Raw genomic sequence first — 14861 nt, forward strand, 5'->3', positions numbered from 1 at the left:
GGAGAGGCCGAAGCCGACGCAGCTCACGTGGCGGACGATGCCGCTGGGTCGGATCGCCGACGCGGTGGCTGGACTTCTCGATCGTCTGAGCGAGGACGGCGGCGGCTCACGCTGCTCCGGTCCGCGGCGAAGCCAGGCGGGCGTGCGCAGCGGGATCGCTCCGGCTCGGGTGGTGCGGGCGATGGCGAGAGCGGCGCCGTGGGGCTCGGTCTGAACCGTCGTACGCTGATGGCCAGGTCCCTCACGATTCGAGCGTGGAGGCCTGGCCATCTCTGGGGCGGTGCGATTGAGCCGTTCCCGGGCTGACCTGTTGTGGTAGCAGCAGCTGAAGCTGACGGTGATCCAGTTCCCGTTGGTGTGGTTGTCGGTCCACCAGGCGGGACTCGAAGTTGTACATCCAGTTGGTGATGCTGGAGCTCCAGCTTCCCTCGGCATTCGCCGGCACCGTTCCGGCGATCGTGGCCGCCGCGATCGCGGCCACGACGACGCCCGCGCGACGCCGCATGAATCCAGTGACCTGCACCTTGATCCCCTTCTGTGGGGGCTTCGCCCATCAGCGAAGCCGACACCCGGGAAGCTCCGGAGTGCCGAATTGATGATGCATGCGTACGAGCGAATGACTTTCTGAAACTCCCGCACGGTCGGCCGGTTTTCGCCGAGTAATTTGCAACGTTCAAGGGCGTAGAAATTCCAGGCCAAGGCAATTGAATCCGAGGACGGGTAGGGAATTTACGACAATAGATGCAAGGCGTACATTGCACTGTGCAATATGATTGGTCATCGAATGGTCCAATTGTCATGTTTCGTGCGATCGGATCCCTGGAAGCCGCTACGGAGGTGGCGCTCATGCGGCATGATCGGATCCGAACTCTCGCCACAGGTCTCGTGGCAAGGCTCACCAGAAGGAGGTCGGTGCAGATCACCAGGCATGGGCATGCTTCAGGCACCCCTCGGCTGACGGGTGCTCCGGCCTATGCCAGCGACGCCCGGAGCACCCTCCGTCAGTGTCGGCGCCACAAAGACCGGCGCGCCAGTCCAGAAGACCTCAATTCATCACCGTGAACGAGGTCGGCACCCTTGCCCGGCCCGTGCTTCACCCAGCGAAAAATCATGGAGATTCGAGGCGCGTTCACCGCCCCATAGAGTCCATATCGGAAACCTGGCGGTGCACACACCTGCAGAAAAGAACCTCCAGCCGGCTGGACGCACTACGTCTCTCGCCAGCTCACATGAAACCGGATCGGTAACTGTGCCTGTTCAAGTAACTGACTGCTCCTTCGGCTACCGCAAGGGTTCCCGAGTCCTGGACTCCTTCAGCCTCCGCCTGGGCACAGGGTGCAGTGTCCTGCTCGGCCCGAACGGCGCGGGAAAGTCGACCCTGCTGGGCCTGATCGCCTCCTCTCTCAGGCCCGAGACCGGCCGCATCACCCTCGACGGCCTGGACACCAGCAGCTCCAAGGACCTCAAGGCCTACCGCCGGAAGGTCGCCTGGCTCCCCCAACAGGTGCGGCCGGTACCCGGCCTACGGGTACGAGAGCAAGCGGCCTACGCGGGCTGGCTCAAGGGCATGTCGCGCAGCGAGGCCTGGGACCACTCCGAGAAGGCCATCCACAAGGTCGGGCTCACCTCGCTCGCGGACCGGCGCAGCGGGGAGCTCTCCGGTGGACAGTTACGACGGCTGGGGATCGCCCAGACCTTGGTGCACAGCGCCCAGGTCGTACTTCTGGATGAGCCCACGGCCGGACTCGACCCGGTCCAGCGCGGAGTCTTCCGGGATCTGATCGGCGAGTTGCGCGGCCTCACGAGTTTCGTCGTCTCCACTCATCAGACCGAGGACCTGGCCGAGATCTACGACTCGGTCGTCGTCCTCGACCAGGGGCAGGTACGCCATCAAGGGCCCATCGAGTCCTTCCTGGCACTCGCGCCGAGCACCGTCTCCGCGGAACGGCGTGCCGAGAGCGCCTACGCCGGCATCGTCACCGGGGAGGTGTGACCGTGCCCTGGCGCAGCATCATCCGGATCTCGTCGGCCGTGCGGGCCGTGCCCGTCGTGCTCGTGTGGATCGCGATGTACAGCGGCAAAATGACCGGCTGGATCACCGACGGCTACTGGCCTTCCGTCACCGCCCAGAGCAGCTTCCTGCTCAACTTCACCGCACCCGCCGTCGCGGCCTGCGGGGCCTGGGAAGGCCTCAGGGTGCGCCAGTCCGCGGTCCTCGGTACCGCACCAACCCGTTCCGCCACCGCCATCGCCCTCCCCCTCCTGGCCCCCACCCTGGCCCTGGGCACCGTGTCCGTCCTGGCTGCCCTCGCCCTGTTCGTGCCGCAGGCCGGCGGCATCCCGGGCTGGTCCGTCCCCGTCATCATCCTCCTGGAACTGCTGGTCGTCCTCGCACACACCGTGGCCGGCTACGTACTCGGACAGATGCTGCCGCGGCTGCTCGCCGTACCCCTGACCCTCATCGCCAGCTTCCTGTGGATGGCCTACCCGTCGACCCTCGACGCCTTCTGGGTCCGCCAGCTCAACGGCCGCAACCTCACCGAGTGCTGTGCCCTGGACCAGGTGCCGGCCACCCGGGCGGTCCTCGCACCGGCCGTCGTGGCTGTCGGGATGGTGGGTGCTGCCTGGATCTGGACGCGGCTGCGCGGGAACAACCGGATCACCGCGATCCTGGCGCTGGCGGCCACGACAGCCGCAGGTGCGTGGATCGCCGCACCTCTCGGCTACCGTGCGGCGCAGGCACGCCCGCAGAGCGAGCAGACCTGCACCACGACGGCGCCGCGGGTGTGCCTGTGGCCCGAGCAGGAGGCCGACGCCGCCCGCATCACCGACTGGGCCCTCGAGGCCCAGCAGCGCCTGAACGCCGCGGGCCTGACGCAGACCGCGACGGTGTCACCGCTCTCCGCCCGCCCCGGCAAGGACGAGGTGCAGTCGCTCGTCGCACTGGGATACCTCCCCAACGGGGCTCCCGACTGCGCCAAGGAACCGTTCGCCCGCTGGCCCGGATCCGAGGCCGTCGCCCCCCTGTCGTCCTGGCTCAAGCTCACGGCCGGAGTCACCCCCAGGACGGTCGAAGGCCGCTACCGGCCACAGGAAGTACAGCTCGCCCGCCAGGTCATGGCGCTCCCGCAGGCCGAACAGCTCACATGGTTCCGGAAGAACGCGGACACCGTGGGCCGCTGCGACGTCAAGCCGGTCCTGGACCCCGCGCAATACCACCAGCCGGGCGCACCCTCCTTCCAGGCGACCCGATGATCTGGTGGCTGCGCATCAGGTACGTTCCCGCCGTCGCCGTCGGCCTGCTCGCCTGCATCCTGCTCGGCAGCGGCGCCGACTCCGTGACGGTACCCATCCCCGTGGTGATCGGCGGCCTGACCTTCGACCTCCCCATGTCCTCGCTCCTGCCCCTGGTACCCGTCTGCCTGATCCTGGAGGGCCAGGCCCGCGCCGACGGCATCACGGAACGGGTGGCGGTCCGCGCCATGGGCAGATGGGACGCGGCCTTCATGGCCGCATGCGTCCTGGCCTGCGCGCTGACCGCCGCCGTGGCATCCACGGCGGGCGCGGGCAGCGCCACCACCGCTCTGGCCCGCGACTTCGCCGGCTACCTCGGCCTCGCCCTGATCGTCCGCTGGCTCGCGGGAGCCCGCGTCGCCACGGTGGCCACCGCGCTGTTCCCCTTCCTGTGCGTCTCCTTCGGCCTGGTACACAACAGACCCGGCATCTGGGCCTGGCCACTGCACCACGCCGCGTCAGTCACCGCCGGCCTGCAGGCCCTGCTCCTGCTCGCCATCGGCGCTCTGTCGCTCCTCCTCCCCCCTCTACGCCGGCACACCGATGTCGACGGCGAATGACGCTTCCGACCGTGTTCGGTCCGGTCCGTCGGGACCGGCCGGGCACCGGGGCGTCCGTCGGTCGCGCGGGCCTGGACCTCAGGGTCGGTGCCGCCGGGTACCGGGATCCCCAGCCGCGGAAAGACCGCGAGGCGCTCGACGAGCTTCTCGACCGCGTCCAGCCCGCCGGGGCGCGGCGCGGTGAGGTCGCCGATCGGGGACGCGTCGAGGGCGGCGGCGAGGTCCTACTCGAACCGGTCCCGGTCGCCGGGCAGGCCGTAGCGGGACATCGCGGTGCGCAGCTCGTGCAGGGTGGCCGGCCTCGGCGCGGCCGTGTCCTGGAGGTCGGGCTGGGTGGTCACCTGGTCCTCCTCGGTGGTGGCGGCCGCGGCGGTGGCGGGCCGCATGAGCGACGGTAGCGGCGGCGGGTGCCGGTCGGGACGGCTTTGCCCCGCTCGCCCGGTGCTCCCGAGCCCCCTGGTGGTCCCTGCGGCAGCCAATCGTGCTGGTCCTAGTGCTCACCGTCGGGCGGTCCTCGCCTGGCATGCCTCGCAGGCGTGGACGCCGGTGTCGCCGTAGCGGCGGATCGGCGTCCCGCAGCCGGCGTACGGGTCGATCTGCCAGGGCTCGCAGCCGTGGGGGACGCACTACGGCCGCGCGCCAGGTGGGTCTCTGACGGGATACCCGCGGCTACGGCGTCTCCCTGTCCGCCGTCGCGTCCCCACTGGCCGTCCCGTGTGCGGGATTGCCTCGTGCCGGGGAGGGGCCGGGAAAAATTCTTCGAACCGGCCTGCAACCCCCCGGCGGGATGGACGTCTATCAGGGTGAGAGGCAGGGAGAGCGAGCCGGCGGGACCGGGGCTCGGGCCGGCTCCTCGGGGCGCGACGGTAGGCGCCCGCTCATTCGATCACCACCATCACCATGTCCTTGGGGGGACTGTCACATGAACGCGTCCGTTATCGCCCGTATTGCGAAGATCGTCCCGCTGGCCGTCGTCACCGCCGTGGGGATCGCGGCCTGCGGCCCGACGCACGGCGAGGCGTCCGTCGCCGCCTCCGCTCCCGCCGCCACCCCCGCGGCCACCTCGTCGGCCACCCCCGGCGCGGGCGCCGTCCCGACCACCCCCGCCCCGGCCGCGCCGACCACCGAGGCCGCGCCGACCACCGCCGCCCCGGCCGCCCCGGCGCCCGCGGCCGCGGCCGCCAGGACCGAGGCCACGCCCGTCGCGAAGGCGCCGGCCAAGCCCGCCGTCAAGCCCGTGGCCAAGCCCGCCGCGCCGAAGGCCGCCCCCGCCAAGTCCGGCGGAAGCGGGATCGGCATCACCTTCGACGGCCTGAACGAGGGCGGGCAGATCGAGCTCAACGACCTGGTGTCCTTCTCCGTGACCTGGAAGAACAACGACGCCACCGGCACCCGCGGCGTGGCCCCGGTGGTGGCCACCCAGCTGTACGCGGGCGCGCCCTGCGCACGGGTATTCGGGAGCGCGGACGGCACCCTGGAGCGCAAGGACGCCTCGGGCTGGAAGACGCTGGACCACCTCAGCCAGGGCACCGGGATGGACTACGTGATCAACCGGAACGACGGGGCCTTCACGCTGGCGGCCGGCGAGAGCCGGACCATCGAGTACCGGATGCGGCTGTCCACGGCCAACCGTCCGGGGCGGATCACGATCGAGGCGGACGCCCCGGTGCCGAACTCCACCGACTACCAGGACATGGCGAAGGCCGTGGTGAACGCCGCGCTCGTCGACCACCGGGCCCCGGAGGTGACCGGCGTGACGGCGTCGAGCCCCAAGGTCGGGACGACCCCCGCCGAGTTCGGCTTCGTGGTCGACGCCCCGCACGGCACCACGGACCTGCGCCCCGTGGTGGGCGTGTCGAGCGCCGCGTGGCTGACCCCGGAGGACGTCGTGCTGGAGGTCATGGCCGGCGGCGCGTGGAAGCCGGTCGAGCTGCGGGAGGACTGCGACGGCCTGATCGCCCTCGCCCCGACCGGGCTGGAGTCCGACCGCCGGGGCGACTCGGTCGAGTACTCCTTCCGGATCACGATGAAGAAGGCCCCGCAGTTCGACGTCGAGGTCGAGGTCGGCGCCCAGGCGAACGGCCACCAGGCCGGCCGCTGGAACGCCTTCGCCCCCCAGGGCCGCCGGTGACGGACGCCCACCCCGAGCCGAAGGGCCCGACCTCCCACTGCTCGCTTGGGTTCTAGGAGCCGCTGCAACACCCCAGCTCAGGGGATGCATTGGACATCGGATCCGCAAGGACCGGACGGCCCAGGGGCCTGTGAAGCTAAGCCGGGAGCGGGGGACGTACTCCCGGCTCATGCAGCAGGGCTACACCAACACCGAGGCATACCGGATCGTCGGCATTGCCCGCCAGACCGGCCAGAAGTGGCGTCACGGTTGCGAAGCCAAGCAACGCCGGAAGGCAGCACCACCGATTCGCATGGTGGGGCCGCGCAGCCTCGAATCCCCGCCAGCGGTTACTGGCGGGGATTCGAGCCCGGATGATCCGCGTACCTTAAATTGCAGTTGCTGGATTAATTCGATAGCCGGGAGTGTCCTGGTTTGGAAATTCTAAAAGGTCTACCATTGGTCAAAATTCATCAAGTCGACCTGTTGGAGAAATATATACGCACGCTCCGCAGTCCTTGGAGCGGCTCGCCTTTCGTCACCCCTTCGGAGTCTTCCCGTAATATGGGCTGACAGTCCTGGCGATCTTCCGCTGGATCGACCGCAGTATCCCGATGGTCGACTCGTCACTGCGCCCTGTGGTTGTTGACCATTCGAAGCCGGTACCCGCAAGATCGCTGATAAAGACGATCTCAACCGCCAGCAGAGTTCGCGCCCAGTCCACTGGGGAAAGCGGCAAGTCCTCGCCGAGTGCACTCCGAAGCCTGCGGCACTGGTCGAGGAGATCCTGAGTGCTCGCGAATCCCATGCCGATGGCGAGCTGATCGCTGCACCGGGCCGGCCCACCCCATTCTAGGAGCGCTCGCCGCAGCAGTTCGATCTCGCCCTCTACGAGCAGTTCGCTCGCCGCAACATTCCGTTCTGTCATCAGTTCAGTCCATCCCAGTATTCTTCCAGCGTCTTCGAGTCCCGACGGAAGACGGTTCCGCCGTCCGGATGCAGCGGATCGTGGATCACGATAGTCGAGCCGTCTTTGCCGAGATACGCCTTCCGTCCGCTTCCCAGCTCCTTGGTCCGTGACGGATTCGCCATGACATCCTTGGTGAGCTTGACGAGGTCGTCGGCAGACAGGCCAGGAAATTCCCCAGCATGCTTGCTATTTGCGTGACCCCTGGCGATATCGCCAGCGTCCTCGAGGCGTTCCGCATCAGTGCACCACGAAATATTGTGAACCAGTACTGGCGTATTTCCCGCGAGGACATAGTACGTGTGAACGGTGTTGATGGTGAGGTTGTAGGCGGGCTGGAGGGTTGTCCAGTGCCTGGTCGCGGTGATGTCCACTGGCCGACCAGTGTCCGTGCGCAGGGTGTCGTCGGTGGTGAGGTCGGCGGCGTTACGCCAGGCGCGTTGGTTCTCGGCCCAGAAGGGGTGGTGATCGGTGGAGGTGATGGTGCCGGTCGTGCCGCTCTCAGAGGTGATGGTGACGTCGGTGAAATCGCGGTCGTCGGGCGTGTAGATGGTGGCGTCGACGCGGCGGGAGGTGGTCTCTCCGGTTTCGGGGTCGGTGGCGCGCACCTGATCGCCGATGCGGATCTGTTCGATCGGGCGGGCCGATCCGTCGGCCATCAGGACCGGGGTGCCTGCGGGGAAGCTGTGCTTCTGCGGGATCTTCCGCGCGCATTCCGCGGCCAGCTTTTCCATCTGGCGGTAGCGTGACGCTTCGAGGAGGCCTTCGACGCCTTCCTCGGCCTTCTTCAGCATCGTGAGCTTGCCGACGGGCAGGACCGTGACGATGGCGGCGGTGCAGTTGCCGAGTTTGGGGTTGTCGACGCAGGCCTTGATGTCGTTGAGGCCGATGGTCTCCCAGACGGCCTCCTTGAGGGTGGGGTCGATCGTCGCTGGCGGGACGTAGAACTGTCCGCCCGAGGACAGGGCGCACGGCAGGAAGCCGCGGATCTCGTGGTTGACCGGGGGCTCGCAGCGCTTCTTCGAGCGTTCCTGCTCGGCGCGGCGCTGCGCCTCGGCCTTGCCGGCCTCCGCGGCCTTGCGCTCCTCCGCGGCCTTGCGCTCCTCCGCGTCCTTTTCGGCCTGGCGCAGTTCCAGGGTGGCCTGCCAAGCCTGGGACGCGAGGGCATCGGCTTCCGTCGAGCTCTTACCCGCGGCCAGGGCGGAGGCGCGGGCGTTCACCGCGGAGTCGTTGGCCTGCGCGGCGGAGGTGCGGGCGTAGGCCGCGGAGAACCTCGCGCTGGCGGCCGATTCCGCGGCGGCGGCCGCGTCGCGATTGGCGGCGGCAGCGGCGTTGCGCGCCGCGACGGCCGATTTTGCAGCCTTGGAAGCGGATGAATCGGCGCTGGTGGCGGCCTTGGCTGCGACCTGGGCGTAGCCCTGTGCCTGCTGCGCGGACTTGCCGGCTTCGGCGGCGGCGGCCTGGGCCTGGTCCTTCGCGTTGTTGGCGGTCAGGGCGGCCTGGGCGGCGATCCAGCGGTTCTCCTGGGCCTTGGCCGCGCTCTGGGAGGCCTCGGCGAGTAGCCGCTGCATCTGGTTGATGTGGTTGTCGGCGAGCTGGTCCTTGCGCTCGGCCATGTACTGGCCGACCTGGATGAAGTCGTGCAGCTCATCCGCCGGGCCGGCCAGCGCGATCTTCGCCGCGGCCTTCATCTCGGGCCCGCCGCCGTTGAACAGCGTGGAGGCCGTCACCTGCTCGTCATCGTACTGGGCGGTGTACCGGCCGTTGGCGAGGAAGGCCGCGCGCACCTTCGGGTCCTCGGCGGACAGCGCCTCCTTGGCCGCCTGGCGCACCCCGGGCCCGCCGGCGTTGTAGACCTGGGAGACGCGGACCTGGTACTCGGTGTCCGCCGCGGCGTACTGGCCGTTGGTGTAGAAGTCCGCGACCTCCTGGTCGCTGCCCTTGAGGGCGTTCGCGGCCGCGGTGCGTACGACCTCGTACTCGCTCTGGGTGCTGAGCCGGCCGAGGTTCTCGCGCATCTGCTGCCGGGCGGCCTGCTTCCAGCCGGTGCGCAGGTACTCCAGCATCTCGTCGTCGCTGCCGCCCAGGGCACGGGCGGCCGCTTCCTGGCTCCACGGGCCGCTGTTCTTCATGGCTTTCAGAGCGAGGGAGCGTCCCTTGGCCGCCACGGCTTTGGTGTCGGCGCCGGGCTTGGAGGCCTCGGCCGCCAGGTCCGCCGCCACGGCGTCCAACCCCCTGGTCTCGACCGTGCTCGCGGCCGTGTCGGAGACGAAACCTTCGGCCTGCTCCTTCTGGGACTTCGCGTTCTCGATGTCGGCGGCGGTGCGGGTGGCGAGGTCCTGCTCCTCGGCGGCGCGGGCGACCGTGAAGACCGTCTGGGCGGCCTTGGCCGCCGTACTGGCGCTCTCGGCCGCGTTCTTCGCGGCCTCGGCCTGCCGGTTCGACTCCGCGGCGAAATCGGCTGACTGGCCGGCCCGGTCAGCGGCCTGGTCGGCGGCGTTCGCGGCGTTGGTAGCGTGGGTGGCCGCCGAGTTCGCGGCGTCGCGGGCCTCGTAGGCCGCGGCAGCCGACTGGCTGGCGAGGGCCTGCGCGGCACCGGCGGCGCGCCGGGCCTCAATGGCGTGACGACGGGTCTCGGCCGCCGCCGCGGCAGCCCGGCCGGAGCTCACCCCGGCCGCCTTCGCGCTGGCGTTCGCGGCATCGGCGGCATCCGCGGCGGCGTCCGCGTTGGAACTGGCGCTCACGGATGCCTTCGCCGCCTCCCCGGCGGCCTTCGAAGCGTCACCGGCCGCATTGGCGGCGGCAGCGGACTTCACGGCGAAAGCAGCCGTCATGCGGGCGGCGCCGGCGGCCTTCCGAGCCTCCTCCGCCTTGCCCGCGTCGCCGGCGGCGGCGATCGAGGCCTTGTAGGCCTCGGAAGCGGCGTTCGCGGCCGCTGTCGCCGCACTCGCAGTCTGCGCCGCCGCAAGGGCCGCGACACGAGCCGAACGATTCGCAGCCCCCGCCGCGCTGATGGCCTGCTGAGCGGCTCCGGCCGCGGACCGGGCGGCGTCGGCGGCCTGCTGCGCCTTGGCTGCGGCCTTCTGAGAGTCGTTCCTGGCCCCCTCGGTTTCCTTGGCCGCCGCCTGGGCCAGTTCCAGGGCCTGGGCCGACGCCTGGACGGCCCCGACCGAGGCCTGCTCCGCGGCCTCCTTGGCGGCCTGCGCCTGAGCCCCGGCCTGCTCGGCCTGCTCGGTCAGCTGTTCGATGCTGGCATGCTCCTGGTCGCGGTTGCGGGCCACGAACTGCCCGACTTCCAGGAACTCCAGGACGTCCTCGGGACCTCCCATCAACGCTGCCTTGCCCGCCGCCTTCACCGCGGGACCGCCGGAGTTGATGATCTTCGAGGCCAGGACCTCGTTGTCGGTCTCACGCTCGACGTACTGGCCGACCTTCAGGAAGGCCGCGACGTCCTCCGGGGTCCCCTTCAGCGCCGCCTTGCCGGCCTCCCTGACCCCGTACCCGCCGTAGTTGATGATCCGGGACGCCTCAACGGCCTGATCTTCCTGAAGGGCGGTCTTCCAGCCGCGCTTCAGGAAGGCACGGACCTCGTCCGGGGAGCCCTTGAGCGCCTTCTTCGCGGCCTCACGCACACCCGGGCCGCCCATGTTGAAGATCCGGCTGACCTCGACCAGGTCGTCGTCCTGCTGGATCTCCTTCACGCCGAGGAGGAACTTCTTCACGTCCTCATCGGAACCGGTCAGCGCGACCTCGGCCGCGGCCCTGACCCCGGATCCGCCCGAGGTCCACAGATCAACGACCGTATTGCGGCCGCCGGTCGCGTACCAAGTGTCGTCATCGACGCCGTCGGCTACAGCCGGGGTACTTCCGAGCAGACCGGCTGCGAGCGCTACCGGCAGCAGAACGGCACACGCGCCGCGTACGCCGGGCACCATCCCTCTACGGCCGGTCTGATTCCTTGCAGTGTCGGCTGGCGCTCTCCACGAGCGCAGGGGCCATCTCACAGAAAATACCCTTCACTATTCAACGTGACGGAGATCACAGGCAGAAGATCCCCTCGCCGACCGGCCGAGATCCACCGAAAAGTCCGAATTCTCCTGACGGGTCGACACCCTGCCCGAAGCCATTCGACGACAAACTGAAGCTGTTTCTTCGTCAAGAAACCATGCCAGTAGGAGCGATCGGCACCTTGCGGCCAGTCAGTCGCGAGAAAGACCTTACTGGTACCTTACTCAGGCTTTACGTATGCGATCCAAATATCGCCAGCCCCCCCTGCCTGAAACCTCGGAGGAACCTCATGCCGCTGCACCGAGCCTCGAAGCTCCTCGCCCCGGCCGCCGTCCTGGCGACAGTCATCGGACTCACTGCCCTGACCACCGCCCAGGCCGCCCCCGGCAACCCTCAGCCCGCCTCCGCAGCGGCGGCCCCGGCTGCCGGCGACACGATGCCCAGCGCCGTGGAGGACTTCCTGCACCCGGGATCCGAAAGGATCTTCCAAGAGCAGAAGATCAGCCTGAAGCAGGGCGACGGCCACATCATGCTGACCGACTGCAAGTCCGCGTACGACATCCAGGTCAAGTCCCGTACCGGCCAGAAGAATTACTGCTTCTCGGTCAACGCCAAGCAGGGCTACCTCACCATGGAGATCCCGGAGGCCTACGGCATCTGGACCGAGGACCACCCCGTCCAGGCCAAGATCACTTCCAGTGGCAAGGAAAGCATCGTCAGCGCCCCCAAGAACGACTACACGACCTTCGGCGAGGCAGGGGACAGCGGTCAACACTCGGTCCTCATCGAGCTGCGCGTCACCGGCTGACATTCACGAGAAGATCCCCCCCTGAGGCTTTGCCAAAGGATGAACTCTTGTCCGACTCCGCGCGCGTCACGCGGATGACGACCCATGCCGACGTGGCCGCCGACGCGTTCACCGCAGTCCCGGCCGTACACCCCAGCGCCCACACCCGCGCCGCGTAGCCAGCCCTGTGGCCTGTGAACACCGACGACGCTCCGCTCCTTGGCCAACAGGCGCCCTGACGGACACCGCTCCGCGGGTCCCCGGGGAACGGCAAGCACCCCACTCACACCCGCTTCACCCGGACCGTCGCCGTCCGAGACCCTTCAGAGGAATGCCCTACATGTCCCACACGACTTCGTCCCGCTCGCTCCGCGCGGGTGTGCTCGCCGCGGCCCTGGCCACCGGCACGCTGGCCGCCTTCGCCTCCGCCCCGGCCGGTGCCATCACCGGCGACGCGGCACCGAACGGTGCCCACGCCTACACCGCCGCCCTCGCCATCGGCGACAACTTCCGCGCCTGCACCGGCGCCCTGGTGGACCGCAACTGGATCATCACGGCCGCGTCCTGCTTCGCCGACAACCCCGCCCAGCCCGACTCGCTGCAGGCCGGGGCACCGAAGTGGACGACCACCGCCACCATTGGCGGAAAGAGCGTCGCAATCGCCGACCTGACGCCGCGCACCGACCGAGACCTCGTCATGGCCCGCCTCGCCGCCCCCGTCGACGGCATCGCCCCGCTCGCCGTCGCAGCCAGCGCCCCCGTCACCGGACAGACGCTGGTCGCGCCCGGCTTCGGACGTACCAAGACCGAGTGGCGGCCGGGCACGATGCACACCGGCACCTTCTCGCTCGACACCGTGACCACCACGGGGATCGGCACCACCGGCACCGGCGGCGCGGCACTCTGCAAGGGCGACACCGGCGCCCCCGTGATCCGCGAGACGGGCGGCAAGGCCGAACTCGTCGCCGTCGCCTCCCAGTCCTGGCAGGGCGGCTGCCCCGGCGAGACCGAGACCCGCACCGGCGCCTACAACACCCGCGTCGACGACATCGCCGGCTGGGTCCAGCAGACCCGCGCGAAGGCCGTGGGCTGGAAGACCCAGGCCCTGGTCCGCAGCGACGCCAACCTCTACTTCGCGACCCGCCTCTACGACGGCTCCTGGACCCCGTACGAGGACGTCCAGGCCGCGGCCGGCAACATCGGCGGCGTGCGCGCCGTCGCCACCGCCGGCATCAACACCGCCACCCACATCGTCGCGCTCGGCGGCGACGGGCACCTGCACTACGCCATCCGCAACCTGGACGGCAGCTGGGGCCAGCGCTTCGTCGACCTCAACATCGCCCTCAACGACCTCGGCAACATCACCCAGGTCTCCATAGCCCCCGTCGGCAACGACCTGCACATCGCCATCGTGGCCAACGACATCCTCTTCCACACCGTCCGCAACGGCGCCGGCCAGTGGAGCGCCTTCGGCGTGGTCAGCGACGTCGCCGGCCCGCTCAAGGGCATCACCTCGCTCTCCGCCGCCGGAACCGCCAACGGAGAACTCCACATCGCCGCCGTGACCGGCGGCAAGGTCCACCACACCCTGCGCACCGCCGCCGGGAACTGGGGCACCTGGGGATCGGTCGCCGAGGCCGCCGGCGCCACCGCGCCCGTGACCTCCGTCGCCATCACCCGCCAGAGCACCGGCCTCAACCTCGCCCTCGTCGCCAGCGACGGCCAGTACCACACCCTGCGCTGGGCCAACGGCAGCTGGCAGCCCATCGCCTCCCTCGGCGGCGTCATCGGCGACATCACCGGCACCAGCATCAGCGCCGCCACCGTCGACGCCGACGCCCAGTTCGCCATCGCCACCACCGACAACAAGGTCCTGCTCACCGCCCGCCACGCCGACGGCACCTGGGCCACCCCCGAAACCCTCAACCTGGCCGCCATCCCCGGCAGCCACACCGGGACCATGATCACCAGCAGCCTCTGACAACCGCAGCGGCTGCATCCCGAGCGCCCGGGCAGCACCTGACGGTCCTCGCGGGCGGTGACCCGACCGGCCAGGCCGTACTCGGGGTGCGCTCCATGCAACCTCGTCGCCCAGCGCCTCCGCCCCCTCCCGGGGGGCCGCCTCGCGCCTCGTGCATGGCGATCCCTCCTGGGGAACCGGCTCGGGCAGGAACACTGTGGGCGTGAACAGGGCATAGGCGTCCGGACACCACCGACGGGGCCGGGCTCAACCGCCAGCAGCGGTCGGGCCCGGCCCCGTTCATGCTCCCTGGCACTACAGCTCGGGCATGCCTGGCAACCGCGGGACCGGCTCGGTCCACGAGTCCATGGCGGACGTCGCCGGCCTCGACGGAGCCGGCGTACACGACGGCCGTGCCGGTCTACGACAGGCAGGCGGTGGGGCGGTCGGCAACTCGCCCGGGGTGCGGACAGGGACACCGAGGTCCTCGGCCATGGCGCGCTTGGAGCCGGCCGTCTCCCCCGACGACCAGGAGGGTGGCGCACGTGGAGACCAAGGAGGAGGCCTTGCCGCCCGCGCGTTCGATCAGCACGTTCAACTCGTTGCGGGACAGCTCGGCCAGCACACCGGTCACGCTGCCCGTGACGACCACCGCCTCCCCCGCGAACCCACCGCCGTCGGCCACCGCGTTCTCGACGTCGCTTCAGGCCGCGGCCTCGGGGGCGTTGACGGAGGTGCCAACACCAAGGGCGGCAAGGAGGTCCAGCAGCATGGCGAGGCAGGCGAGTTCGACGGCGACGACGCGGCCCTTCTCGGCACCGACGCCGTCGACGCCGGGCAGGGCCTCGGCGCCGGCGGCACGGATCTCCGCCATCGACCCGAAGAACGCGGCGATCCGACAGGACATCGTCTGCCCGGCGCGCGCACCAAGGGCGCAGAAAACCCGACTGAGCGGCTGGGATCGGGCGGCTCCGATCACGACAAGCAGGCCGTCGGGTACCCGTCCCGCCCATCCGCTCCAGGCCGAGAAGCCGCTCACGGGTCAGGGCGAACAGGCAGGCGAGGTCCGCGACCAGGCCGGCTTCAACGACCCGGACGGCCCGGGTGCCGCCGAGGCCCTCGATGTCGAGCCTTCCGACGGCGGCATCGCCGGCTTCAAGCACTCCCCTATGGGG

The 14861-nt window shown here is 69.8% G+C and carries 11 protein-coding genes; 6 read left to right on the plus strand and 5 right to left on the minus strand.

Going from position 1 to position 14861, the window contains the following annotated elements; genetic code table 11:
- Positions 1 to 241 precede the first annotated feature (241 nt).
- A complete protein-coding gene (locus tag ACFY4B_RS18125; RefSeq protein ID WP_387968727.1) occupies positions 242 to 523 on the minus strand; it encodes a hypothetical protein in 282 nt (93 codons plus the stop codon).
- 726 nt (positions 524 to 1249) lie between these two features.
- Here ACFY4B_RS18125 and ACFY4B_RS18130 point away from each other — a divergent pair.
- Genes ACFY4B_RS18130 through ACFY4B_RS18140 form a run of 3 tightly spaced genes read left to right on the plus strand, consistent with a single transcriptional unit; the run spans position 1250 to position 3854 of the window.
- Positions 1250 to 1993, plus strand: a complete 744-nt coding sequence (locus ACFY4B_RS18130; RefSeq protein WP_380659944.1) for an ATP-binding cassette domain-containing protein — start codon at positions 1250 to 1252, stop codon at positions 1991 to 1993.
- Between the two features lie 2 nt (positions 1994 to 1995).
- Positions 1996 to 3255 (plus strand): hypothetical protein, encoded by a 1260-nt coding sequence (locus ACFY4B_RS18135; RefSeq protein ID WP_387968728.1) that lies wholly within the window; start codon positions 1996 to 1998, stop codon positions 3253 to 3255.
- Positions 3252 to 3854: a hypothetical protein gene (locus ACFY4B_RS18140; RefSeq protein ID WP_387968730.1), complete on the plus strand. Its 603-nt coding sequence runs from the start codon at positions 3252 to 3254 to the stop codon at positions 3852 to 3854. The genes ACFY4B_RS18135 and ACFY4B_RS18140 overlap by 4 nt, the downstream gene beginning before the upstream one ends.
- Positions 3855 to 4078: 224 nt before the next feature.
- Here ACFY4B_RS18140 and ACFY4B_RS18145 read toward each other — a convergent pair whose 3' ends face one another.
- Entirely contained in the window at positions 4079 to 4240 is a 162-nt protein-coding gene (locus ACFY4B_RS18145; RefSeq protein ID WP_387968732.1) for a hypothetical protein, read from the minus strand.
- Between the two features lie 536 nt (positions 4241 to 4776).
- Between ACFY4B_RS18145 and ACFY4B_RS18150 the strand changes: the two genes are divergently transcribed.
- Positions 4777 to 5985, plus strand: coding sequence for a hypothetical protein (locus ACFY4B_RS18150; protein ID WP_387968734.1), 1209 nt, complete (start codon positions 4777 to 4779; stop codon positions 5983 to 5985).
- A gap of 517 nt (positions 5986 to 6502) precedes the next feature.
- Here the strand turns inward: ACFY4B_RS18150 and ACFY4B_RS18155 are convergent.
- Positions 6503 to 6892, minus strand: a complete 390-nt coding sequence (locus ACFY4B_RS18155; protein ID WP_387968735.1) for a hypothetical protein — start codon at positions 6890 to 6892, stop codon at positions 6503 to 6505.
- Positions 6892 to 10866 (minus strand): polymorphic toxin-type HINT domain-containing protein, encoded by a 3975-nt coding sequence (locus ACFY4B_RS18160; RefSeq protein ID WP_387968737.1) that lies wholly within the window; start codon positions 10864 to 10866, stop codon positions 6892 to 6894. Before ACFY4B_RS18160 ends, ACFY4B_RS18155 begins: the two co-directional genes overlap by 1 nt.
- 362 nt (positions 10867 to 11228) lie before the next feature.
- Between ACFY4B_RS18160 and ACFY4B_RS18165 the strand changes: the two genes are divergently transcribed.
- Both ACFY4B_RS18165 and ACFY4B_RS18170 read left to right on the plus strand, forming a co-directional pair.
- Positions 11229 to 11747 (plus strand): hypothetical protein, encoded by a 519-nt coding sequence (locus ACFY4B_RS18165; protein WP_387968739.1) that lies wholly within the window; start codon positions 11229 to 11231, stop codon positions 11745 to 11747.
- Between the two features lie 319 nt (positions 11748 to 12066).
- Positions 12067 to 13707, plus strand: coding sequence for a trypsin-like serine protease (locus ACFY4B_RS18170; RefSeq protein ID WP_387968741.1), 1641 nt, complete (start codon positions 12067 to 12069; stop codon positions 13705 to 13707).
- 682 nt (positions 13708 to 14389) lie between these two features.
- Here the strand turns inward: ACFY4B_RS18170 and ACFY4B_RS18175 are convergent.
- The gene (locus tag ACFY4B_RS18175; protein WP_387968743.1) at positions 14390 to 14560 is read right to left on the minus strand and encodes a hypothetical protein; all 171 of its coding nucleotides are present in this window, start codon (positions 14558 to 14560) and stop codon (positions 14390 to 14392) included.
- Positions 14561 to 14861: the final 301 nt, after the last annotated feature.

This window comes from Kitasatospora sp. NPDC001261, from assembly GCF_042896795.1.
GTDB lineage: Bacteria > Actinomycetota > Actinomycetes > Streptomycetales > Streptomycetaceae > Kitasatospora.

Coding starts and splice junctions, on each gene's coding strand:
- ACFY4B_RS18140 (WP_387968730.1), top strand. CDS start 3,252: ATGATCTGGTGGCTGCGCATCAGGTACGTTCCCGCCGTCGCCGTCGGC.
- ACFY4B_RS18145 (WP_387968732.1), bottom strand. CDS start 4,240: ATGCGGCCCGCCACCGCCGCGGCCGCCACCACCGAGGAGGACCAGGTG.
- ACFY4B_RS18150 (WP_387968734.1), top strand. CDS start 4,777: ATGAACGCGTCCGTTATCGCCCGTATTGCGAAGATCGTCCCGCTGGCC.
- ACFY4B_RS18155 (WP_387968735.1), bottom strand. CDS start 6,892: ATGACAGAACGGAATGTTGCGGCGAGCGAACTGCTCGTAGAGGGCGAG.
- ACFY4B_RS18160 (WP_387968737.1), bottom strand. CDS start 10,866: ATGGTGCCCGGCGTACGCGGCGCGTGTGCCGTTCTGCTGCCGGTAGCG.
- ACFY4B_RS18165 (WP_387968739.1), top strand. CDS start 11,229: ATGCCGCTGCACCGAGCCTCGAAGCTCCTCGCCCCGGCCGCCGTCCTG.
- ACFY4B_RS18170 (WP_387968741.1), top strand. CDS start 12,067: ATGTCCCACACGACTTCGTCCCGCTCGCTCCGCGCGGGTGTGCTCGCC.
- ACFY4B_RS18175 (WP_387968743.1), bottom strand. CDS start 14,560: ATGGCGGAGATCCGTGCCGCCGGCGCCGAGGCCCTGCCCGGCGTCGAC.